At 57.4% G+C, this 23,887-nt stretch carries 18 protein-coding genes; 12 read left to right on the plus strand and 6 right to left on the minus strand.

Going from position 1 to position 23,887, the window contains the following annotated elements; genetic code table 11:
• Positions 1-23 precede the first annotated feature (23 nt).
• A complete protein-coding gene (gene arcA / locus RAC90_RS12720; RefSeq protein ID WP_006117620.1) occupies positions 24-740 on the plus strand; it encodes a two-component system response regulator ArcA in 717 nt (238 codons plus the stop codon).
• A gap of 39 nt (positions 741-779) precedes the next feature.
• Here arcA and creA read toward each other — a convergent pair whose 3' ends face one another.
• Positions 780-1,253: a protein CreA gene (gene creA / locus RAC90_RS12725; protein WP_006117619.1), complete on the minus strand. Its 474-nt coding sequence runs from the start codon at positions 1,251-1,253 to the stop codon at positions 780-782.
• Positions 1,254-1,450: 197 nt separating this feature from the next.
• On the opposite strand from creA, the gene robA reads away from it, so the two are divergent.
• Positions 1,451-2,317, plus strand: a complete 867-nt coding sequence (robA, locus tag RAC90_RS12730) for an MDR efflux pump AcrAB transcriptional activator RobA (protein ID WP_006117617.1) — start codon at positions 1,451-1,453, stop codon at positions 2,315-2,317.
• Between the two features lie 46 nt (positions 2,318-2,363).
• Here robA and gpmB read toward each other — a convergent pair whose 3' ends face one another.
• Positions 2,364-3,011, minus strand: a complete 648-nt coding sequence (gpmB, locus tag RAC90_RS12735; protein ID WP_033740218.1) for a 2,3-diphosphoglycerate-dependent phosphoglycerate mutase GpmB — start codon at positions 3,009-3,011, stop codon at positions 2,364-2,366.
• A 60-nt stretch (positions 3,012-3,071) separates the two neighbouring features.
• On the opposite strand from gpmB, the gene yjjX reads away from it, so the two are divergent.
• Entirely contained in the window at positions 3,072-3,587 is a 516-nt protein-coding gene (gene yjjX / locus RAC90_RS12740; RefSeq protein WP_375124395.1) for an inosine/xanthosine triphosphatase, read from the plus strand.
• On the opposite strand, the gene trpR is transcribed toward yjjX, so the two are convergent.
• Positions 3,565-3,912, minus strand: a complete 348-nt coding sequence (gene trpR, locus RAC90_RS12745; protein ID WP_325991646.1) for a trp operon repressor — start codon at positions 3,910-3,912, stop codon at positions 3,565-3,567. The genes yjjX and trpR overlap by 23 nt on opposite strands.
• A 45-nt stretch (positions 3,913-3,957) precedes the next feature.
• Positions 3,958-5,877, minus strand: coding sequence for a murein transglycosylase (gene sltY / locus RAC90_RS12750; RefSeq protein ID WP_054634519.1), 1,920 nt, complete (start codon positions 5,875-5,877; stop codon positions 3,958-3,960).
• 270 nt (positions 5,878-6,147) lie between these two features.
• On the opposite strand from sltY, the gene atzF reads away from it, so the two are divergent.
• The 9 genes from atzF (at position 6,148) to RAC90_RS12795 (ending at position 20,185) form a co-directional block, all read left to right on the plus strand.
• On the plus strand, positions 6,148-7,944 hold the full coding sequence (gene atzF, locus RAC90_RS12755; RefSeq protein ID WP_375124396.1) for an allophanate hydrolase: 1,797 nt from the start codon (positions 6,148-6,150) through the stop codon (positions 7,942-7,944).
• A 2-nt stretch (positions 7,945-7,946) separates the two neighbouring features.
• Complete coding sequence (gene uca / locus RAC90_RS12760) at positions 7,947-11,564, plus strand: urea carboxylase (RefSeq protein WP_375124397.1); 3,618 nt, start codon at positions 7,947-7,949, stop codon at positions 11,562-11,564.
• Positions 11,565-11,573: 9 nt separating this feature from the next.
• Positions 11,574-12,275: a GntR family transcriptional regulator gene (locus RAC90_RS12765; protein ID WP_375124399.1), complete on the plus strand. Its 702-nt coding sequence runs from the start codon at positions 11,574-11,576 to the stop codon at positions 12,273-12,275.
• Between the two features lie 30 nt (positions 12,276-12,305).
• On the plus strand, positions 12,306-13,574 hold the full coding sequence (gene urtA, locus RAC90_RS12770; protein ID WP_033740212.1) for an urea ABC transporter substrate-binding protein: 1,269 nt from the start codon (positions 12,306-12,308) through the stop codon (positions 13,572-13,574).
• A gap of 77 nt (positions 13,575-13,651) precedes the next feature.
• On the plus strand, positions 13,652-15,220 hold the full coding sequence (urtB, locus tag RAC90_RS12775; RefSeq protein ID WP_375124431.1) for an urea ABC transporter permease subunit UrtB: 1,569 nt from the start codon (positions 13,652-13,654) through the stop codon (positions 15,218-15,220).
• A complete protein-coding gene (gene urtC / locus RAC90_RS12780; RefSeq protein WP_375124400.1) occupies positions 15,220-16,296 on the plus strand; it encodes an urea ABC transporter permease subunit UrtC in 1,077 nt (358 codons plus the stop codon). The genes urtB and urtC overlap by 1 nt, the downstream gene beginning before the upstream one ends.
• On the plus strand, positions 16,289-17,080 hold the full coding sequence (gene urtD / locus RAC90_RS12785) for an urea ABC transporter ATP-binding protein UrtD (RefSeq protein WP_375124401.1): 792 nt from the start codon (positions 16,289-16,291) through the stop codon (positions 17,078-17,080). The genes urtC and urtD overlap by 8 nt, the downstream gene beginning before the upstream one ends.
• Positions 17,081-17,779 carry an urea ABC transporter ATP-binding subunit UrtE gene (gene urtE / locus RAC90_RS12790; RefSeq protein ID WP_033740208.1) on the plus strand — a complete coding sequence of 233 codons (699 nt, stop codon included), beginning with the start codon at positions 17,081-17,083 and terminating at the stop codon, positions 17,777-17,779. It begins immediately after the preceding gene.
• Positions 17,780-18,067: 288 nt separating this feature from the next.
• A complete protein-coding gene (locus RAC90_RS12795; protein WP_054634522.1) occupies positions 18,068-20,185 on the plus strand; it encodes a TonB-dependent siderophore receptor in 2,118 nt (705 codons plus the stop codon).
• 38 nt (positions 20,186-20,223) lie between these two features.
• Here the strand turns inward: RAC90_RS12795 and RAC90_RS12800 are convergent, their stop codons facing one another.
• Both RAC90_RS12800 and RAC90_RS12805 read right to left on the minus strand, forming a co-directional pair.
• On the minus strand, positions 20,224-21,456 hold the full coding sequence (locus RAC90_RS12800) for an MFS transporter (RefSeq protein WP_375124402.1): 1,233 nt from the start codon (positions 21,454-21,456) through the stop codon (positions 20,224-20,226).
• 79 nt (positions 21,457-21,535) lie between these two features.
• A complete protein-coding gene (locus tag RAC90_RS12805; RefSeq protein ID WP_375124403.1) occupies positions 21,536-23,887 on the minus strand; it encodes a GNAT family N-acetyltransferase in 2,352 nt (783 codons plus the stop codon).

The raw sequence follows: 23,887 nt of genomic DNA on the forward strand, positions 1-23,887 counted from the left end.
TTGGCAAAATTAGGTAGCTAAACATGCAGACCCCGCACATTCTCATCGTTGAAGACGAACTGGTCACGCGTAATACCCTCAAAAGTATTTTTGAGGCGGAAGGTTATGTCGTGTATGAAGCGACCGATGGTGCAGAAATGCATCAGGTATTGACCGACAATGATGTCAACCTGGTTATCATGGACATCAACCTGCCGGGCAAAAACGGCCTGTTACTGGCGCGTGAACTGCGTGAGCAAGCTAATGTGGCATTAATGTTCCTGACAGGACGCGATAACGAAGTTGATAAGATCCTTGGACTGGAAATTGGCGCAGACGACTACATCACGAAGCCATTTAATCCGCGTGAGTTAACTATTCGTGCACGTAATCTGCTGTTACGCACCATGAACTTACCGCTGCCTAATGAAGAGCGTCGTCAGGTCGAGAGCTATAAGTTCAACGGCTGGGAACTGGATATCAACAGCCGTTCATTGATCAATCCCAACGGTGAGCAGTACAAACTGCCGCGCAGCGAGTTCCGCGCCATGCTGCACTTCTGCGAAAATCCCGGCAAAATTCAGACCCGTGCTGATTTGCTGAAAAAAATGACCGGACGCGATCTGAAACCTCACGATCGTACCGTTGACGTCACCATCCGCCGTATTCGTAAACATTTCGAATCCACACCGGATACGCCAGAAATCATTGCTACCATTCACGGTGAAGGCTACCGTTTCTGCGGTGACCTTCAAGAGTAACGGCCTCAGAAAAACGCCCTTTCGGGCGTTTTTTATGCGTTAATGCCAGGGCATAATCGGCACTGCACTCAGCGCATTTTTCGGCGAACCATCCACCACCTTATCCGAATACGCCAGGTAGACCAGCGCATTGCGCTTGCTGTCAAAGAAGCGGACAACCTGCAACTTTTTAAAAATCAGTGAAGTACGCTGGCGAAACACAACGTCACCCTGCGCTTTTCCTTTGGCGATCTTATCACTTAACTCAACCGGTCCGGTTTGCTGACAGGAAATAGCGGCGTCAGACGTGTCCTCTGCGAGTCCCAGTCCGCCCTTAATCCCGCCCGTTTTGGCCCGACTGATATAGCAGGTTACATTTTTAACATCAGGATCATCGAACGCTTCCACCACAATTTTGTGGTCCGGCCCAAACATCTTAAATACGGTATCGACCGAGCCGATCTCTTCGGCCAGCAGCGAACTGGAAAATAGCAGACCGGCGAAGGTGGCGATCGCAAGACGAGTTATTGTCATGAGTTACCATTGCAAATGTAATAGATGAGCATGTAATGTACTGTCAATTGATACAATAACCAATGCAAAAAGGGTATAAACTCCCGCGTTAGTGAATAGTACAACTACCCCAATCAAAGCCGATCACGTCTTTACGCTATAAGTACTATTATTCGTCGACTTCATTTAGCTGCGCCACCAGAGTATGAGGATGTTTTATGGACCAAGCCGGTATCATTCGCGATTTGCTTGCCTGGCTGGAGAGCCATTTGGATCAACCCCTTTCACTGGATAACGTTTCCATTAAGGCAGGTTATTCTAAATGGCATCTACAACGGATGTTCAAAGATGTCACCGGGCACGCCATCGGCGCTTACATCCGGGCACGGCGTCTTTCTAAAGCCGCCGTCGCGCTTCGCCTGACCAGTCGCCCGATTCTTGATATCGCCTTACAGTATCGGTTCGATTCCCAGCAGACCTTTACGCGTGCCTTTAAAAAGCAGTTTAATCAAACCCCTGCATGGTATCGCCGTTCATCTGACTGGAACTCCTTCGGCATTCGCCCACCGATTCGCCTGGGCAATGACACACTGCCGGAACACCAGTTCGTTACGCTGCCGGAAACCGTACTGTTTGGTCAGACACAGAGCTACACCTGCACGCTGGAACAAATTTCCAAATATCGTGATGAAATGCGCCTACACTTCTGGCGGCAGTTTCTGCTGGAAACGGATACGGTGCCGCCAGTGCTTTACGGTCTGCACCAGGTCCGTGCCAGTCATGAAAAGGATGATGAGCAGGAGATTCTGTATACCACGGCGGTGCCTGTGGACAGCGCAACGAATATGCACTCCGGGCAGAACGTCAGCCTGGAAGCAGGCGACTATGTGCAGTTCAACTATGCAGGTCCCCGCGTAGATTTGCAGGAATTTATCCTGTTACTGTATGGCACCTGCATGCCGACACTGGGACTGACTCGCCGTCAGGGCCAGGATATTGAACGTTTTATTACCCATGGCGGAAAGAAACGGACCGAACCCCCAGCAGATATTAAGTGCGAGTATCTGATCCCGATTCGCCGTTAATCGCGTTTGTGATTATGCCGTCGCGATGACGGCATGATCTGTCAACTTACCGCTGAAGTTCGTCCAGCGCGGGCTCGTCAAGATGCGAAATATCTCCCGCCGTTTCGACCACCCAGCCCGCTGCCAGCCAGGCGCTTTGTTGATGATCAACGCGGGAAATCGAACAGTTACGCAGACGAAGACGACGTTCCGCATACGCAGGCAATCCCAGAATGGTGCTCACCAGCACGCCCAGCGCCATACCATGGCTGACAATCAAGGGGCGGCTGCCAGCCGGTAACGCCAGGCAGGCATTCAGGGCATCCTGCATACGCTGCGCCAGTTCTGTCATGGATTCGCCCTGCGGAATACGGCCACCCTCAGTGCCGTTAACCAGCGACGCGCGCCAGCCCTCTTCTTCCGCACTCAACTCGTCCAGCAGGCGTTTTTCCAGCACGCCCATATTCAGTTCGCGCAGGCGGGCGTCAAAGGTGACATCGCAGCCGCAGGCATCGGCAATGATTTCTGCCGTACGTCGGGTACGTCCTAAGTCGCTGGAAATGATATGGGTGATACCTGCGTGTTTAATCCGTTCACCGACCTGACGGGCCTGGTGCTCGCCTTTTGCCGTCAGCGGACTGTCGGAGTGCCCTTGAATGCGGCGTTCTGCATTCCATACCGTTTCACCGTGACGAACAAGATAGACCTGTAGCATGCGTAGTTTCCGTTATACTGCGACCAAAATCGCCTTTATTACCTGAGGGTTCAATTAATTATGTACCATGTCGTCGCAGCTACCACCAATCCAGCGAAGATTCGTGCGATTGCTCAGGCATTCAACGACGTTTTCGGCGAGGGATCCTGCCATACAGAAGGGGTGAAGGTCGAGAGCGGCGTGGCAGCACAGCCCCTCTCTAACCTTGAAACCCGCACCGGCGCACGTCAGCGCGTCATGAATGCCCGTCAGGTTCGCCCGGAAGCCGATTTTTGGGTCGCGATTGAAGCAGGCATTGAAGAAGAGAGCGCGTTTGCCTGGATAGTGGTGGAAAACCACAAGCAGCGGGGTGAATCACGTTCAGCCAGCTTTACGCTGCCGCCGCCCGTGATGGCGGGTTTACGTGAAGGCCGTGAACTGGGCGACGAGATGGCGCGCCTGACCGGCATAGAAAACATTAAACACAAAGGCGGTGCGATAGGCACGTTAACCCATGGTCTGCTCAGCCGCTCCAGCATGTATCATCAGGCGTTAATTCTGGCGCTCTGCCCGTTTACGCATCCTTATTACGCGTAATCGACTCAGGGTGGCGCAATTGGGCCTCCAGCCAGCGCTTGAGTGCGGGAGGCGCCTCTTTCAGGCTGTTCGATCCCCGGGTGATGGTCGCGATGCCGACGCCAAGCTCATTTTTCAACTCACGCTGGCTCATGTCGCCGTTCAGCAGCGATTCGATGATACGCAGACGTGTGCCAAAGGCTTCCCGCTCATCGGGCGTCATCATGAGTTGCAGGAGCGGTAACGCATGCTGGTCGGCAAACGCCTGCTGAATCAGATCAACAAAACGTAGCCAGTTCGACTCCGTAGCCTGTTCAGTTTCAGGTGGCACAGCAGGTTGGTTCATGAGAGGGCTTCCGTACTCACTAAAGAGTACGGAAGCTTAACACAGCTAGTAACGGCGATTCCACTCAGCATCTGACAGGATCTTGTCAGGCTGGCCCAGGAAGTAGCGATAGTAGGCATCATAAGCCAGCACATTCTTCACGTAACCCCGCGTTTCGGAAAACGGAATGGTTTCGATGAAGGCGACGGCACTCAGATTGCCCGCGGTGCTGTTTTGCCAGGTCCGTACGCGACCGGGCCCGGCATTGTAGGCCGCCGAGGCGAAGATCCGGTTCTTATCAAACTGCTGATAGACATAATCCAGATACTGCGTGCCAATCTGGATATTGGTTTGCGGATCGAACAGCTGAGACGGATTCACATAGCCAGGAATGCTAAACATCTTCACGGTATGCGTGGCGGTGGCGGGCATAATTTGCATCAGGCCACTCGCACCGACCGGGGAACGCGCTTTCGGGTTCCACGCACTTTCCTGACGGGAAATCGCCATCGCATAGCTCTGCGGAATGGTTTTCCCCTGTGTGTTCTGCTTATACAGATCCTGCCATGCCAGCGGGAAGCGTTCTTTCAGGCTGTCCCACATTTTTGCGGTGATGGTGGCCTGTACGCTGAGATCCCACCAGTCCTGCTCGCTTGCGTAACGCGCCAGCATCTGCTGCTGGACATGGGTTTTGCTGTTAATCAGGTTGGCCCATTCGCTTCGCGCCAGATTATCCAGCCCCCAGTACATCAGCTCGCGTACCCGGGCCAGCTCGGGCCCCTGTATCGTGGCGCTGTCGGGTTTCGGTGCGGCATCCACCTGCAGAGGATAATTCACGCCCAGACGCTGTGCAGCTACCATCGGGTAAAAGCCGCGTGACGTCATCAGTTTGCGCAGAATCTCATCGGCTTCTTCTTTGCGATCTTTGGAATAAAGCAGATCGGCCTGCCAGTATTGCCATTCGTCTTTCTCTTTCGCTTCTACCGGCAGACGGGCAATCCAGGTATTCAGGCCACGACGGTCATTTTCACTCAGCGCCAGGCGGACGCGCCGCTCCAGCAAGGCAGTTGATTCGCTGTTCATCACCACCGCATCGCGCCAGCGCGCTTGCTCAGAAGTCAGATCGCTGCCCATCATGCGCCAGACCACAATCTCCTTCAGCGCCTGTTCATCCTCCGGCCCCATTTTTTGCGCCCGGACCAGTTCGGGAATCATGCTGCGGGCATTTTCCATATCGGCACGCGCCACACGGGCGAAGGCAAAGATAGTGGCCTGGCGCGTAAAGTCGGTGGCGCCAACGCTGTTGGCAAAAGTCGTTACGGACTGGGGATCTTTCTGCAGCGTCAGTAAGGCATCCGACATCGTCTTATAATCAGCGGGCAGCATCTTCGCCAGATAGCTGACCAGGCTGTCATTGCCCGCTTTCATCGCCAGACGAATGCGCTCCAGCACCGTAATAGGCGAGAGCTGCCCTGAGGCCTGCCAGACTGAAAACAGCTTGTCACAGTCATTCGGCAAGGCGGTGCCGCGCAGCCAAATCGCTTTTGCGCCCGCAAAGGCCGCCTGCTGCTGACCGGTAGACCATTTTGCATAATACCAGTTGCAGCGCGCCTGCACCGGCGTCGGTTCATCCGGGCTGAAATTCAGTACGCCTTGCCAGTCCTGACGATGGGCCAGCACGTTCACAAACCGTGTTTTCAGCGACCGTGCCGGGGGCAAGGTGGGGTACTTTTGAATGAAGTTCTGCACCGCCAGGCTGGTTTCCTGATCCAGATCCTGCGCCAGCAAACGGTATTCTAAGTAGGGATAAAGCGGATAATCCTGCAGCGTCGGTAACAGTTGATCGACTGTCGCCATCTGGTTACTGTCCCACGCCTGTTTAATCTGTTGATATCGTTGCCGTTGTTGATCAAGCGAATCAGCCCATGCGCTGCCGGCCATGCTCACCAGGCAGAACCCTATCATCCCGTTACGCCACTTCTCCACGTAAATCTCCTCTGTTGCTGGGCCCTGGCAGGGTGCCAGACGTTATTCATGCTAACCAGGGGAAGCCACTCTTGCCATGTTCTTCACAAAATTTACCTTTGCGCAGGCGTGGCGCACCGCAATGTCACACGTTCTGCGCTACGGCTGTGCATTTTATCATCACATAAACTTATGGCATGCCGCTTTATCTCTTTGATTCATCAAGTTAAAAATCTGGCACAGCCTTTGCTCTGTTGAATGCCATCTTGTATACCAGTTGGAATTTATTGCATGGCTTCAACATCTGGCTTGACCCTTAGCGAATGGCAGCAACGCGCCCGGCAGCACCCACAGCAGCTTCACACGTTGCTGGCAACCCACCTGGCGGAACAGGAACCCAGTGATAATGCCTGGATCTGTCTTGCCAGTCCGGCGCAGCTCGAAGCACAAATCACGCCGCTTCTGGCACGCTATCAGCAGGATCCCGACGCGCTTCCTTTGTTCGGTGTGCCGTTCGCGGTCAAAGACAATATTGATGTCGCAGGCTGGCCGACCACCGCCGCCTGCCCGGCGTTTAGCTACACCGCCGAAGAGGATGCCTTTGTGGTGGCGCGCCTGAAAGCAGCAGGTGCGGTGGTCATCGGCAAAACCAACCTTGATCAGTTTGCAACCGGCCTGGTGGGCACACGGTCACCTTATGGCGCGGTGTGTAATACCTTTGATCCGGATTTTGTCAGTGGCGGATCCAGTTCCGGATCGGCCTCGGTACTGGCGCGTGGCCTGGTGGGTTTCTCACTCGGTACTGACACCGCCGGGTCAGGTCGGGTGCCGGCAGGGTTTAACAATATTGTCGGCCTGAAACCGACAAAGGGCTGGTTCTCTGCCCGTGGTGTGGTCCCGGCCTGTCGCCTGAACGATACGATTTCGGTGTTTGCGCTGACGGTTGAAGACGCCTTTACCGTGGCCAGCCTGGCCGGTGGCTACGACGAGAAAGACGCCTATTCGCGCGTAAATCCCCGTACGGCCCCAGCAGGCATGAAAGCCCGTCCTGATTTCGCCATTCCGGCTACACCGGAATTTTACGATGATGCTGCCGCCGAAGCCGCCTGGGATGCCGCGCTCAGCGCACTGAAGGCGACCGGCGCGACGTTGCATCCCATTGACTTTACCCCTTTCCGCCAGCTCGCCGAGCAACTTTATCAGGGTCCGTGGGTCGCCGAGCGCACCGTCGCCGTAGGCGAGATGCTTAACCAGCCAGAGAACATGGATCCGGTGGTCCACGGCATTGTGGCGAATGGCCTGAAGTACAGCGCCGTGGATGCCTGGCAGGCCGAATACCAGCGTGCCGAACTGGCCCGGCACATTCAGCAGGTTCTGGCCTCGTTTGATGCGCTGGTGGTGCCCACCTCGCCCACCATTTACACGTTGGACGAAATGCAGCAGGAGCCGGTGCTGTATAACGCGCATTTTGGCACTTATACCAACTTCACTAATCTGGCCGATCTTGCTGCACTGGCCCTGCCCGCCCCGTTCAGAAACGACGACCTGCCGGCGGGCATTACGCTCATCGCTCCCGCCTGGCATGACCGCGCGCTGGCGCAGTTTGGACTGCGCTGGCAGCAGGCTCTGGCCCTGCCTCTCGGCGCAACCGGTCGGCCACTGCCGTCCTCCCCGACGGCGCTTCCTCTATCCCACGATCATGTTCGTGTGGCCGTCGTCGGCGCACACCTGACCGGGATGCCCCTTAATTTTCAGCTCACCACGCGCCAGGCCGTTCTGGTGGAAGAGACGCAGACCGCCAGCCAGTATCGCCTGTTTGCCTTATTAGAGGGTCCGATTAAGAAACCCGGCCTGATGCGCACAGAACAGGGGGCGGCCATTACCGTTGAACTCTGGGATATCCCGCTGGCGCGCTTCGGTGAGTTTGTGGCGGAAATCCCTGCCCCACTGGGCATTGGCAATCTGACGCTTGCCGATGGACGTGTGGTGAAAGGCTTTATTTGTGAAGGTGCCGCGCTAACCGGCGCGCTGGAAATCACTGAATTTGGCGGCTGGCGTAACTGGCTTGCCTCGCCTGGGAGTAACTAATTATGTTCAGCACAGTCCTGATTGCTAACCGGGGTGAAATTGCCTGTCGCGCCATCCGCACGCTGAAACGTCTGGGCATTAAAAGCGTGGCCGTGTTTTCCGATGCCGACCGCAACGCGCAGCATGTGAAAGAGGCGGATATCGCCGTGGGTCTGGGCGGCGACAAAGCCAGTGACAGCTATCTGCGCATCGACAAAATTCTGGCGGCGGCGCAGGAAACGGGCGCCCAGGCGGTCTGGCCCGGCTATGGTTTTCTGTCAGAGAGTCTGCCCTTTGCTGCCGCCTGTGAAGAGGACGGTATCGTGTTTGTCGGTCCCACGGCTGCGCAGATTGGCGAGTTTGGGCTGAAACATCGCGCCCGTGAGTTAGCCGCGCAGGCCGGAGTACCGATGACGCCAGGCACGCCGCTGCTCAACACACTTGATGACGCCCTCAGCGCAGCCGAATCCATCGGTTATCCGGTGATGTTAAAAAGCACGGCAGGCGGCGGAGGCATTGGGCTGACGCGCTGTGCCGACGCCGGGGCACTGCGCAATGCCTGGGAGAGCGTCCGTCGACTGGGCGAACAATTCTTTAGTGACGCCGGCGTTTTCCTCGAACGCTGTATCGATCATGCCCGCCACGTGGAAGTGCAGATCTTCGGTGATGGCAAGGGCATCGTGGTGGCGCTGGGTGAGCGCGACTGTTCGCTGCAACGCCGCAACCAGAAAGTGGTGGAGGAAACCCCCGCGCCCTGCCTGCCCGCGGCCACGCGCGCGGCGTTGCTCGCCTCGGCCGTTCGGCTGGGTGAGGTAGTCAATTACCGCAGCGCGGGGACCGTGGAATACATTTATGATGCACAGCAGGACGCCTTCTATTTCCTGGAAGTGAATACCCGCCTGCAGGTTGAGCATCCGGTCACCGAATGCGTCACCGGCCTCGACCTGGTGGAATGCATGTTGCGCGTCGCCGCTGACGAAGCGATCGACTGGCCGCGCCTGCAGCAGGCACCGCAGGGCGCGTCGATTGAAGTCCGTTTGTACGCCGAAGATCCGTTAAAAAACTTCCAGCCCAGCCCCGGCGTGCTCACGCATGTCAGTTTTCCTGACGATGTCCGTGTGGACAGTTGGGTGACGACCGGCAGCGAGGTTTCCAGCTATTACGATCCGATGATCGCCAAGCTCATCGTCCATGCGGACACGCGAGAGGCGGCGCTGGAAAAACTGCAATGCGCACTGAACGCCACACAACTGCACGGTATCGCCACCAATCTTGATTATCTGCGGCAGGTCGTGGCCACCGAGGCGTTCCGTAGCGGCAAGGTCTGGACACGTTTTCTGGACAGCTTTACGCCCGCGGCAGCCGTGGTCGAAGTGCTGCAGGCGGGCACGTTCAGCTCCATCCAGGACGTGCCGGGCCGTCTGGGTTACTGGAATATCGGCGTACCGCCGTCAGGGCCGATGGATGATTATGCCTTCCGCCTTGCCAACCGCATCGTCGGAAATCACGAGTCGGCGGCCGGGCTGGAATTTACCCTGCAGGGCCCAACGCTGCGCTTTCATTGCGCGGCGACCCTTGCTCTCACAGGGGCAGACTGCGGCACCACGCTGGATGGCATCCCTGTCAGCAACTGGCAGCCGATAACGGTCAATGCTGGCCAAACGCTGACACTGGGTCGCGCCCAGCGCGGTTGCCGCTGTTATCTGGCTATCCGTAACGGCTTTGATGTCCCGGAATACCTTGGCAGTCGTTCCACCTTTTCTCTGGGCCAGTTTGGCGGGCACGCCGGTCGCACGCTTCGGGTTGCCGATATGCTGCCTGTCTCGCAACCGTCACTGGCAGCCTGCACCACGCCCGCGCCGGTCAGCGCTCCGCAGGCACTCAGCCCGGCGCTGATCCCAACGTACACCAGCGAATGGCACATTGGTGTCCTGTACGGACCGCACGGCGCACCTGACTTTTTCACCCAGGCCGCCATCGATGAATTCTTTGCCAGCGACTGGCAGGTTCACTACAACTCCAACCGCCTTGGTGTACGTCTGGTCGGGCCTAAACCGGCCTGGACGCGCGCTAACGGCGGTGAAGCGGGCCTGCATCCGTCCAACGTGCACGACTGTGAATACGCGATTGGCGCAATCAACTTCACCGGTGACTTTCCGGTCATCCTGACCCACGACGGTCCCAGCCTCGGCGGCTTTGTCTGCCCGGTGACGATAGCCAAAGCCGAACTGTGGAAGGTCGGCCAGGTCAAACCGGGCGATAAAATTCGCTTCCATCCCATCAGCGTCGAAGAAGCCGTCGCGCTGGAAAATGCCCGGTTGCAGGTCATCGCCACGTTGCGTCCGCACACGGCGCAGACGTTTGACGTGCCGTCGCTGGCCGACAACCGCTTTGGCTCCGCTACCGTGCTCGCCGCCGTTGCCGCCACCGACACCACACCGCAGGCGGTGTATCGTCAGGCCGGCGATAAATACATTCTGATCGAATATGGCGACAACGTGCTGGATCTGGCGCTCCGCCTCCGTGTTCATCTGCTGATGGCGTCGCTGCGTGAGCGACCGGTTGACGGCATCGAAGAGCTCTCCCCCGGCGTGCGTTCACTGCAAATTCGCTATGACAGCCTTACCCTGTCGCAGTCCCAGTTAATGTCCGAGCTGCTGGCCCGGGAAGCCATGCTCGGTGATGTCAGCACGCTGAAAGTGCCCTCTCGCATTGTCTGGATGCCGATGGCGTTTGAAGACAGCGCCACGCTCGGTGCCGTCAGACGTTATAAAGAAACCGTGCGCGCCAGCGCGCCCTGGCTACCCAATAATGTCGATTTTATTCAACGTATCAATGGATTATCCGATCGTGAACAGGTCCGCGATACGCTGTTCAATGCCAGCTACCTGATTTTGGGCCTGGGCGATGTTTATCTGGGTGCACCCTGCGCGGTGCCGATTGATCCCCGCCATCGCCTGCTCAGCTCCAAGTACAGTCCGGCCCGTACCTTTACCGCAGAGGGCACCGTCGGCATCGGCGGCATGTACATGTGCATTTACGGCATGGACTCTCCCGGCGGTTACCAGCTGGTCGGCCGTACGTTACCCATCTGGAACACCTTCCTGAAAAACCCGCAGTTCGGTGCCGGTGAGCCCTGGCTCCTGCGCTTCTTCGATCAGGTGCGCTTCTATCCGGTGAGCGAAGAGGAACTGGCGCAACTTCGTGATGATTTCCGCGAGGGCCGTGCTGCGCTGCGTATCGAAGAAACTGAATTCGATTTTGCCGCTCACCAGGCGTTTCTGGCGGCGAACGCCGACGACATAGCGGCGTTTCGCCAGCGCCAGGCCGCGGCATTTGAGCAGGAGGTCCGGCTCTGGTCGCAGGAGGAGCCGGAAGCCCCCGCTTCCACTGAGGCCGAGTCAGGCGCGCCCGCTGAGGATAACAGCGCGCAGGCTGTACAGGCAGATATGAACGGCAACATCTGGAAAGTGCTGGTGCAGGCGGGCGAGACGGTGAGCGCCGGACAAACGCTGGTGATTGTTGAGGCAATGAAAATGGAACTGGCCATTACGGCTCCCTGCGCGGGTCGGGTGAAACGCGTGGCCTGCCAGGCCGGCCGCCCTGTCAGCCCTGGCGACACGCTGCTGTGGCTGGAATAAGGAGCGCCGATGACGACCCGATCAACACGAAGCAAAGCCCGCCCGGAAGCACTGGCAGAACGGGTTTACCAGGCACTGAAAAACGACATTTTTGAGTTCCGCCTGATGCCCGGCGACCGCTTCAGCGAAAGTGAGATTGCAGAGCGCATGGCGGTCAGCCGCACTCCGGTTCGCCAGGCCCTGTTCTGGCTGGAGCGTGAAGGCTATGTCGACGTGTGGTTTCGCAGCGGCTGGCAGGTGAAAGCCTTTGATTTTGCCTACTTCGAAGAGCTGTACGATTTGCGTACCGTCCTGGAGTGCGAGGCGGTCACGCGCCTGTGTGCGTTGCCGCCTACCCAGTGCGCCGACCGGCTACGCGAGCTGTATCAGTTCTGGTGCGAAGCCGCGCAGTTGGAAGATGGCAAGCGGGTTTCACAGCATGATGAGGCGTTTCATATGACGCTGGTCGCCGCTGCGGGCAATGCGGAAATGGCGCGGATCCATGCCGAGCTGACAGAGAAAATCCGCATTATCCGGCGGCTTGATTTTACCCGGGAAGATCGTATTGCGGCGACCTATCGCGAACACGCACAGATTTTGCGGGCCATTTTATTGCAAGAGACCCGCGACGCCCGCCAGATCCTGACCGGGCACATTGCCGTCAGTAAAGCAGAGGTCAGGAAAATCACGCTACACATGCTCCAGCAGGCCCGGCTTCAACCCATTGAATAACGTATCCATAACATTAGGGGTTTACCATCGATGAAAAGACGTTCATTGCTTAAAGCTTTTGCTCTCTCAGCTACCGTCGCGGGCATGGGGTTCGCCTGGAGCGCTCAGGCGGCTGACACCATCAAAGTAGGCATCATGCACTCCCTTTCCGGCACCATGGCCATTTCTGAAACGCCACTTAAAGATGTCGCCCTGATGACCATCGATGAAATTAACGCCAAAGGCGGCGTGCTGGGGAAAAAACTGGAGCCCGTGGTGGTGGATCCGGCCTCAAACTGGCCGCTCTTCGCCGAGAAAGCCCGGCAACTGCTGACCCAGGACAAAGTGGCAGTGGTGTTTGGTTGCTGGACCTCGGTATCGCGCAAATCCGTGCTGCCGGTCTTTGAAGAACTGAATGGCCTGCTCTTCTATCCGGTGCAGTACGAAGGTGAAGAGATGTCGCCGAACGTCTTTTATACCGGTGCAGCACCAAACCAGCAGGCGATTCCGGCGGTGGAATACCTGATGAGCCAGGATGGCGGCGGGGCCAAACGTTTCTTCCTGCTGGGAACAGATTATGTTTATCCCCGCACCACCAACAAGATCTTACGCGCCTTCCTGCATTCAAAAGGCGTGCAGGATAAAGATATCGAAGAAGTGTATACCCCGTTTGGCTACAGCGATTACCAGACCATCGTCTCTAATATTAAGACGTTCGCCGCTGGCGGCAAAACCGCGGTGGTCTCCACCATCAATGGCGATTCCAACGTTCCGTTCTACAAGGAACTGGCTAACCAGGGCATCAAAGCCACCGATATCCCGGTCGTGGCCTTCTCGGTGGGTGAAGAGGAACTTCGTGGGATTGATACTAAACCGCTGGTCGGTCAGTTGGCAGCCTGGAACTATTTTGAATCTTTAGATAATCCGACCAACGCGAAATTTGTTGCCGACTATCGGGCTTACGCAAAAGCGCACAATCTGCCGAATGCCAGCACCGTGGTAACCAATGACCCGATGGAAGCCACCTACGTAGGCATTCATATGTGGGCGCAGGCCGTCGAGAAAGCCGGTACGACCAATGTGGATAAAGTGCGTGCGGCAATGGCCGGTCAGACCTTTAAGGCCCCGGACGGGTTTACCCTGACGATGGATCAGACCAACCACCATCTGCACAAACCCGTGATGATTGGCGAAGTTGAAGAAAACGGCCAGTTTAACGTGGTCTGGCAGACGGACAAACCGGTACGTGCCCAGCCCTGGAGCCCGTATATTCCCGGCAATGATAAAAAACCGGATCATCCCGTGAAAACGACGCAGTAAAACTCAGACCGCCCTCGCGCTGGCTGTGAGGGCGGCCGTCAGGACATCCTATGCTTGCCCTTTTGATGAGGCTCACCATGATGCTTCGCCTGAATTTTTTAGCGTTATTGCTGCTGCTTCTGCCGCTGTTTGCCAGCGCCGGACCCGCTACGGACTTTGCCGCCGCCAGCCGAACTCAGCAGGCCGATCTGCTGCAACAGTGGGCCGCTGCGCCAGATGCCCGCCGTTTACCCTTGCTGGAAGCGTTAAAAGCCGAAACCGTCGTGACGGATCAGGACCACCATCCCTTTAGTAAAACCGGGAATACGCTTCAGCCACTGGATGACGCCGCACAGCCCAACGGCGAAGTTAAAAAGCTTTTTATGAACAACCGTCTGCGTGTACTGGTCGCCAGTGCTCTCGCCGCCCATCAGCTGGTAAGCCCTGATGCCGGCGTGCGCCTGCGTGCGGCGCAACAGTTACAAAACGACGCGGCCGCTGACCTGCTTCCGCTCATAGAGAAACGCCTCAGTGTTGAAACGGATCCTCAGGTTCATGCTGCGCTGGCCATGACGGCGGCCAGTCTGCAGCTGACCAGCCCGCAGCCGATAGTGCGGCTTAGAGCGGTCAAACTGCTGGGCGAATCCAGCGATCCTAATACTCAGGCCAGCCTGCAGCGCCTGACGCAGCCCGCAGCCGAGCCCGATGAAACGGTACGCGAGGCAGCGGCAGACAGCCTGAAGCAGATTAAAAGTCGCCTGATGTGGGGCGATCTGCTGGGACAGGCATTCAGCGGGCTCTCGCTGGGATCGATCCTGCTGCTGGCCGCGCTGGGCCTGGCCATCACCTACGGTCTGCTGGGGGTGATCAATATGGCGCACGGTGAAATGCTGATGCTGGGCGCGTACGCCACCTGGCTGGTACAAAACCTGTTTCAGCAGTTTGCTCCGCAGTATATCGCCTGGTATCCGCTGCTGGCGCTGCCGGTCGCGTTTCTGATGACGGCAGCCATTGGAATGGCGCTGGAGCGCACTATCATTCGCCATTTGTATGGCCGCCCGCTGGAAACCCTGCTCGCGACCTGGGGCATCAGCCTGATGCTGATTCAGTTGGTGCGTATGCTGTTTGGTGCGCAGAACCTGGAGGTCGCCAATCCCGCCTGGCTGTCGGGCGGATTGCAGGTGCTGCCCAATCTGGTTCTGCCCTGGAACCGCATTGCAGTCATCCTGTTCGTGGTGTTTGTGCTGATACTGACCTGGCTGCTCCTCAACCGTACGCGGCTGGGGATGAACGTGCGCGCCGTCACCCAAAACCGGGCCATGGCCGAATGCTGTGGCGTGCCGACGGGCCGCGTGGACATGCTGGCATTTGGTCTGGGTTCCGGTATCGCGGGGCTGGGCGGCGTCGCCCTGTCGCAGTTAGGCAATGTCGGGCCAGAACTGGGCCAGGGCTACATCATCGACTCTTTCCTGGTGGTGGTGCTGGGCGGCGTCGGCCAGCTTGCCGGAACCGTGGTCGCCGCACTGGGACTGGGCATTCTCAACAAAGTGCTGGAGCCGCAGATGGGGGCCGTATTGGGGAAAATCCTTATTCTGGTTTTGATCGTGCTGTTTATTCAGAAACGTCCGCAGGGACTGTTTGCCGTGAAAGGAAGGGTGACTGACTGATGACGCAACCTCTCACCTTACGTCTGACGCGTCAGGCACCGCGCCTGACGCTGGGCATTGGCGCAGTCGTTACGCTGCTGCTGCTGATCATGCCGTTCCTGGCACTGCTGCCCGCCTCGCATCCGCTGGCGATCTCCACCTATACCTTAACGCTGGTCGGTAAAATTCTGTGCTACGCCGTGGTCGCGGTGGCGCTGGATCTGGTGTGGGGTTATGCGGGCTTACTTTCTCTGGGGCATGGCCTGTTTTTTGCGCTGGGCGGCTATGCGATGGGCATGTACCTGATGCGCCAGGCCTCCTGGGACAGCCTGCCCGCGTTTATGACCTTCCTGTCCTGGGATCGGCTGCCGTGGTTTTGGGCAGGCACGCAGCATTTCGCCTGGGCGCTGTGTCTGATTGTCCTCGTGCCGGGCCTGCTGGCGCTGGTGTTTGGTTTCTTTGCCTTCCGCTCGAAAATCAAAGGCGTGTATTTCTCAATCATGACCCAGGCGCTGACCTATGCCGGCATGCTGCTGTTCTTTCGCAACGAAACCGGTTTTGGCGGTAACAACGGCTTTACCGGTTTTACGACCCTGCTGGGCTTTAGTGTGACCTCAACCAACACGCGCATCGGCTTGTTTATTGCTACCGTCCTGCTGCTGTTAGCAAGCCTGGTGCTGGGCTTCGCGCTGGCCCGCAGTAAATTTGGCCGGGTGCTGACCGCTGTTCGGGATGCCGAAAACCGCCTGATGTTCTGCGGTTACGATCCCCGGGGTTTTAAGCTGTTCGTCTGGACCCTCTCGGCCATGCTATGTGGCCTGGCAGGCGCGCTCTATGTGCCCCAGGTTGGCATTATTAACCCCAGTGAAATGTCCCCGACCAACTCCATTGAAGCCGCTATCTGGGTCGCACTTGGCGGGCGCGGTACGCTTATCGGTCCGCTGCTCGGGGCCGCCATCGTCAACGGCGCGAAAAGCGTCTTCACCGTGGCTTTTCCGGAGTACTGGCTGTTTTTCCTGGGGATGATGTTTATTTTGGTCACGCTGTTTCTGCCGCGTGGCGTGATGGGTTTACTGCGCCGGAGAAAAGATGACTGAGACCCTGTTCACCCAAACTCTGCCAGCCGATCGTTATCGTGCCCAGCGCGATCCGGTCCTGCAGTTGGCTAACATCACCGTAACCTTTGAGGGGTTTCGTGCGCTTAACAATCTCTCTTTACAGATTGGCGTCGGTGAACTGCGCTGCATCATTGGCCCTAATGGCGCAGGTAAAACTACGCTGATGGACGTTATTACCGGCAAAACGCGTCCCGACACAGGGCAGGTCATTTACGATCAGGATAAAAACCTCATCGCCCTGTCGCCGGTGGAGATTGCCCGTAGCGGAATTGGGCGCAAATTTCAGAAGCCGACAGTGTTTGAAGCGCTGACGGTATTTGAGAATCTGGAGATTGCCCTGAAAACCACCAAAACCGTCTGGGCCAGCCTGCGTGCGCGCCTTGACAGCGCGCAACGGGATCGGATCGATGAGATCCTGACGCTGCTGCGGCTTAGCGCCGCCCGCCAGCGACCGGCAGGTCTGCTGTCGCATGGCCAAAAGCAATTTCTTGAAATCGGCATGCTGCTGGTGCAGGAACCGCACCTGCTGCTGCTTGATGAGCCCGCTGCGGGCATGACCGATGCGGAAACTGACTACACCGCCGAATTGTTTCGCAGTCTGGCGGGCAAGCATTCACTTATGGTGGTTGAGCACGATATGGGCTTCGTGGAAACCATTGCCGATCACGTCACCGTTTTGCATCAGGGAGCCGTACTGGCAGAAGGTTCCCTGCGCGAGGTACAGGCCAACGAGCAGGTCATTGACGTTTATTTGGGGCGCTAAATGTTACAGGTATCTGAACTGCATCAGTATTATGGCGGCAGCCACATTCTGCGTGGCCTGTCTTTTGAGGTTAAACAGGGTGAAGTGACCTGCCTGCTCGGCCGCAACGGTGTGGGGAAAACCACGCTGCTGAAATGCCTGATGGGCTTAATACCGGCTAAATCGGGCGAGGTGCGCTGGCAGGACAATATCATCAACGGGCGAAAGCCCCACCAGCGCGTGCAGGCCGGGATGGCTTACGTGCCGCAGGGGCGGGAGATTTTTCCGCGTCTGACGGTTGAAGAGAATCTGCTGATGGGCCTGTCACGCTTTTCATCCTCGCAGGCAAAGCAGGTGCCTGAAGAGATTTACCAGTTGTTTCCGGTATTGTTCGATATGAAATCCCGCCGGGGCGGCGATCTGTCCGGCGGCCAGCAACAGCAGTTGGCCATTGGCCGGGCGCTGGCCAGCCGTCCACAGTTGCTGATCCTCGACGAGCCTACCGAAGGGATTCAGCCTTCAGTAATCAAAGAGATTGGCCTGGTGATCCGCCAACTGGCACAGCGCGGCGACATGGCGATTCTGTTGGTTGAGCAGTTTTATGATTTTGCCGCGGACCTGGCCGACCGCTATCTGGTCATGTCGCGCGGTGAAATTATCCAGCGCGGACGCGGTGAAGAGATGGAAACGGATAACGTGCGGAGCCTGGTCGCCATCTGATTTTCTTCCTGTCAGGCAGGTCGGCTTGCAGGCCGAGCTGCCTGGCTCGCGGCACCCTGCGCTTTCTTCCCACCTGAGCCATGCACGCCCACGGTACGCATCCGTAACCGGCCCGTTTCTTTTCCGTCGTTAAATTCTTGTGTAATAACGCACAAGACATCTTGTAATAAATAACAGTAAGTATAATAATTCTCATTTGCATTCAATGTGCATAACACCTTTGTCACATGACTTTCTGCGCCTTTCTTCTGCCGGGCGCGTTGTATTTGCCTTTGTAAGGGATAAACAATGAGAATGCCTTTTGGCCCGAAACGGTTAGCGCTACTGTGTTCCATCGCCATTGCCGCCCCTGCGGTCTCCTTTGCCGCCGATACGCTGGTGGTAACAGCAAAGCCCGAAGAAACGTCGACCACGCCCACCGAAGGCTACACGGCGACCGTCAGTAAAGGGGCAACCAAAACCGATCGTCCTTTGATCACCACCGGTCAGTCCGTTTCGGTCGTGACGCGCCAGCAAATGGCCGATCAGGGCGCAATGGATGTGAATCAGGCGCTTAACTACACCGCCGGTGCCTTCACGAACTTCGCTGGCGCAGCCACCCGCTACGACACGGTCTCTCTGCGCGGCTTCCACGGCGGCGATGTCGATAACATTTTCCTGGACGGTCTGCGCCTGATGAGCGATCCCGGCAGCTATAACGTGCTGCAGGTCGATCCCTGGTTCCTCGACCGTATTGATGTGATTAAAGGCCCCTCTTCTGCCCTGTATGGACAGACGGTGCCGGGTGGTTTAGTGATGGAAAGCTCCAGACGTCCGCAGTATGCGCCTGAGGGACATTTCCGTTTGTCTACCGGCAACCATAACACCAACAGCGCTGCGTTTGATTACACCAATGCCATCAACGATCAGTGGGCGTTTCGCCTGACCGGCATAACACGCAACAGTGATACGCAGTACGATCATACACGCGAAGAAAAATATGCGATTTCGCCTTCACTGCTGTGGCAACCTGATGAGGATACGTCACTCCTGCTGCGCGCTTATCTGCAAAAAGATCCGTCCGGCGGCTATCACAGTGCCGTGCCAGGGGACGGCAGCATCACCGAACATAACGGGCGTAAGCTCAGCACCGGTTTCTATGATGGCGACAGCGCGCTGGATCAGTTTAAGCGGCGGGAGCAAATTTACAGCGCGGAATTCGCTCACCGCTTTAATGAAACCTGGGCGTTTCGCTCGAATGCCAGTTACTCCCATTCCAATGTCGATCTGGATCAGGTTTATCAGATTGGCTGGGCATCACCGCAGTCAGAACTGCTCAATCGCTACTATTCCGGCTCGCGTTCGTCGCTGCAGGCGTACGCGATTGATAACCAGCTGGAAGCCGACTTTGATACCGGTCCGGTGGATCACAAGGTGGTGCTGGGTGCGGAATACCATCAGTACACGAACGATTTACGGGATGCCAGCGGCCCAGCCAGTTCACTCAATGCGCTGACAGGTCAGGCCGTGGGCGTGAATCCGGCTTACGTGTTTACAAATTCACAGCGTCGTTACTATCAAACCGGCGTGTACCTGCAGGATGAGCTGAAATGGGACAAATGGCATCTGGATCTCTCAGGCCGCTACGATCGCATCGTGTCTGAAAACCGCCAGTACAGCACCGATACCCAATATCGTCGTCAGGATGATCACGTCAGTGGCCGGGCGGCGCTGCTGTATGCCTTTGATAACGGGATTTCGCCCTACGTCAGCTACAGCCAGGCGATTACGCCACAGTCCCTTTCCGGACGGGATGGTAACCTGCTGAAGCCAACGACCTCGGAGCAGTATGAGACCGGCATTAAGTACCAGCCCGTGGGCACGTCCGATCTCTACTCCGCCGCGATCTACGACCTGACACAGAATGATGTCGGTAACCGCGTGGTAGTGGGCTCTTATTATGAACCGGCTGGCAAAGTGCACTCTCAGGGCCTCGAACTGGAAGCGCATAATCAGCTCACCCCGCGACTGAGCACGCTGGCGAGCGTGACGGTGAACCATGTGCGCTTCAAAGATTCCATCGACGGCAATAACGGCCACACGCCTTACGTGACGCCTGACTCGATGGCGTCTGCCTGGGCGAAATACCAGTTTGATGCGGGAATCAGCGTCGGTGCTGGCGTGCGTTACATTGGTCGGCAGTGGGCAGACAATGAGAACACCACACGTCTGCCTTCCGCTACGCTGTTTGACGCCTCGGTCCGCGCTGATTTAGGTGCCTGGAACAGCAGCCTCAAAGGCGCGTTTGTGCAGCTTAATGCCAATAACCTGACCGATCGCGACTACGTTTCTGCCTGCTATGGCACGGGCTTCTGCTACTGGGGCGCAGAGCGCACCGTGGTGGCGACCGTCGGCTACGATTTCTGATCCCTCCCAGGGCGGCAATCCGTGCCGCCTGTCAGCGCTTATGCCACAGCGGCGCAATGTCGCCGCTGTTTTTCTCGCAGAAAAACACGTACTAACCACAGCCACAGCACACCACAGATCAGATTCAACAGGCTGAAGCCTGCGGTACCGCCATGAAAATAGGCCGCTTTGCCTGCCTCAATCCCAAAAGCAAAGACCACCATACTGACCATGCCCAGCATTGCTGCCACGCTGCCCTTCCCTGCCTGACTGGAAAATAACGTCAGTCGGTACAGTCCGGCATTGACCATCCCGCTGCCGAAGCCGTACAGGCTGAGGCCAGCCGTGAGCCCAATGTAGCTGTCCGCCTGCCATAACGTGCTCAGCGCAGCGATCAAAAGCCCTGTAACCACAGGCCAGGCACCCAACCGTAACGGCTGCTCGACGGAGAGACGGCTGGCCAGTCGTCCCAGCGTGAGATTCCCGGCAATCATTGCCATAAAGACCGGCAGTTGAAGCAGTGCGTAATCCAGTCGGCTCAGGCCCAGACCGTGAATCAGGATAACAGGCGAAAGCGCGACCCATGTCAGGCAGGGAATCGTCACCAGGCCAATAGCCAGCGAACCGCACATCACCTGGCGGTCTTTTAGCAACGCATAATAGCCCGCCGCCAGCGACGGCAGCGATACGGAGGTGCGTCTGTCACCTGCGGTTTCCGGCATCGACAGGCCCAGGCCAATGAGCGACAGCGCGGCCAGAGCAGCGAAAAACAGAAACAGTGTGCGCCAGTCTGCGACGGCCAGAAACGCCGTACCCGCCAGCGGCCCGGCCAGCGGGGCCAGCAGCGCAACGTTCGCCATCAGCGCCATCATCTTTACGCTGAGTGCCTCGTCAAAAGCCTCCTGAATGGCGGCATAGCCCACCGCACCGATAAAGCACAGGCTGATACCCTGCAGAAAGCGCAGCAGGATAAACGGCCCGATGCCCTGCACCCAGTGCGTCGCCAGACAGGTCAGCATAAAAAACGCAACACCGGTCAGCAGGACCGGACGGCGGCCCAGCTTGTCGGACAGCGGCCCCAGGAGCCACTGTAACAGCATCCCGCCCATCAGATAGGCGGTCAGCGAGGTGGCCACCCACTCCGGGCCCACGTGAAACGCCTGTGTGACCCGCAGCATGCCGGGCTGAATCATGTCATGGGCGAGATAGGTGGTAAATTCAAACAGCACCAGCGATAAAGGAAATAACAGATGTCGTCGCGTCAGGCGCGAGACAGGTTGAAAACGAGCCATCGTCAGTAATATCCAGTAAAACGAGAAAAACGCGGCCGCCAGGGCGACCGCGCTGATGGGAAAGGCAGTGATAATCCCGTTAACGCCACTGGGCGACGGGATTCTCCAGCGTGCCGGCAAACTTGAGGTTTTCGGCAGGATCGGACAGGTTGATCATCTGCTGATTATTGGCCAACTGCAGGCGGTTCAGACAGGAGCGGGTAAAGGTGGGCGCAAACATATCGTAGCGGGCAAATTTACTGGCCAGCTGCGGATGCGCCTGCTGATAGTCCTTCACGCACTGTGCCACCAACTGCCAGAACTGACTCTCGGGCAGCGTGCCTGACTGGTGCAAAATCGCGCTGATAAAGCGGAAGATGCAGTCAAAGACGTCGGTAAAAATCGACAACAGCTTCAGTTCTTCAGGCACGTCTACCGCCAGACGCTGGACGTTCTCCGGCAGTATCGCCTCCGGGTTCATGACGGCGATTTCTTCGCCAATGTCTTTCATGTAGGCGCTGACCGGCACATTGTTTTCCAGCAGCAGGATCAGGTTTTCGCCGTGGGGCATAAACACCAGATCGTGTTGATAGAAGCAGTGCAGCAGCGGACTGAGGTAACAGTTAAGGTAACGTTCAACCCACTGTGCTGCGGGCAGGCCTGAGTCGGCGATCAGTGCGGGCAGTAACGGCTGCTGATGGTGATCAACATGCAGGAACGCCGCCATGGTCATCAAGCGCTGGCCGGGCTGCAGATCAGGAACCGGATTATCGCGCCACAGGGCCGCAAACATTTTCTTATAGGCGGAATCGCCCTTAATGGCACGTTCGTAATGGCGGTTGTGATAGCCCACGGCGGCCACCTCGCGCAGGATGCGGAAGTTGCAGCGCTGAAGCCAGCTGTCGTTTGCCACCAGCGTTTCCAGCCATTCATTAATCGCAGGCGTGGTCGCCATATAGTACGGCGACAAGCCGCGCATAAAGCCCATGTTGAGCACCGACAGGGCAGTTTTCACATAACGCTTGTGGGGCTGACTGCGGTTAAAGAAGGTACGAATCGACTGCTGCGCCTGATACTGGTCATCACCGATGCCCAGATAAATAATGTCCCGACTGGCAATATCCGCCGCAAACACCGTCAGCAGCTTGTTCTGCCACTGCCACGGATGCACGGGCATAAAGATATAGTCCTCGGGTTCCACCCCGTGGCTTGTCAGCTGAGCCGCGAACCGATCCAGAATGGACTGCCCTAGCTCCTCCTGCAGCAACTGCGTATAGCTCAGCGCGCTGAGGCTGGAGAAATGGGCATGACGACGATGCACGGCTACCCAGATGAGATTTACCGGCGCGGCGGCCTCTGGAGCATAAGCCAGGTAATCCCGCGCATCGAAGCCGATGCGGCCGTTATTGGCGACGAAGCAGGGATGCCCTTCCGTCATGGAGGATTCCACGGTCTGGAAGTCCGCTTTTACCAGCGCCTGGCTGTCTGGATTCTGCTTCTGCAACTTAAATACGCTGCTGCATAAGGTGCTGCTGATCTCTTCCATGTAGGTGGCTAACAGCGCCTGAGGAATGCCGATCTGCGCATTAAACTCCTCAATAAACTGCAGCGCATCCAGCGGTAACGCCCGACCATTCTCCTGCTTTTCCAGTGAGGCAACGTCGATATCCCAGTGGTCCAGCGCCAGACGCTGAGCGGAAAAATGGTACTCTGCCTCGGCACCCGGCACGGCCAGGCGATAACGTCCTGGGTGCATTTCGTCGGGGACGATCAGCTTTTCATGCGCGAATTCGGCAATCGCTTTACGAACCAGTAAACGGTTAGCCTGCAGCCAGTGAGGTCCGGTGAGATGGGCACCGGTTAACAGTGAGGTGGCGTGATTCATTCGTGAGTCCTGCAGTAATGCCTGTTGATAATCGTCGCGCTGACAGAAGGCGAGCCAGGCGGTTTTGTGGCCCATATCAATGGTGTGCTGGTAGCGAAAACCCGCACGTTTGTTCAGGCGATGGATTTTGTCGTTGCGCACATCCGGTTCGACCACCACGCGACTGACCTCGGGGCGGCTGAACAGGTAGTCCATAACGGTGCTGAAGACCTGCCAGCTAAATTCCCTGACCGGGGTTTCCGCGGGCGCGATCAGAATATGCATGCCGTAGTCGTCCGGCTGAGCGGGATAGTATTTACCTACTTCATCCTCGCGGGCGCGATAGCATTCGACAAGGAAGGCCGGTTCACCATTGCAGCAGCCGATCAACGCCGCATGCGGATCCCTGGCCGTCAGCTGGTGGTAAAAGTCGGCGACCTGCTCTGGTGTGTCATTCTGCATTCCCCAGAAGCGGGCATAGTCGCGCGTCACCCAGCGATGAATCAGCGTGGCGTCAGCGGCCTGCATGGGGCGGAGGGTAAACTGGCCTGCCGGGCGGGCGGCAGTGAAAAGCGTTAACTGTGACAT

Source organism: Pantoea sp. CS_6, assembly GCF_041954745.1.
In the GTDB taxonomy this organism is placed as follows: Bacteria; Pseudomonadota; Gammaproteobacteria; order Enterobacterales; family Enterobacteriaceae; genus Pantoea; species Pantoea stewartii.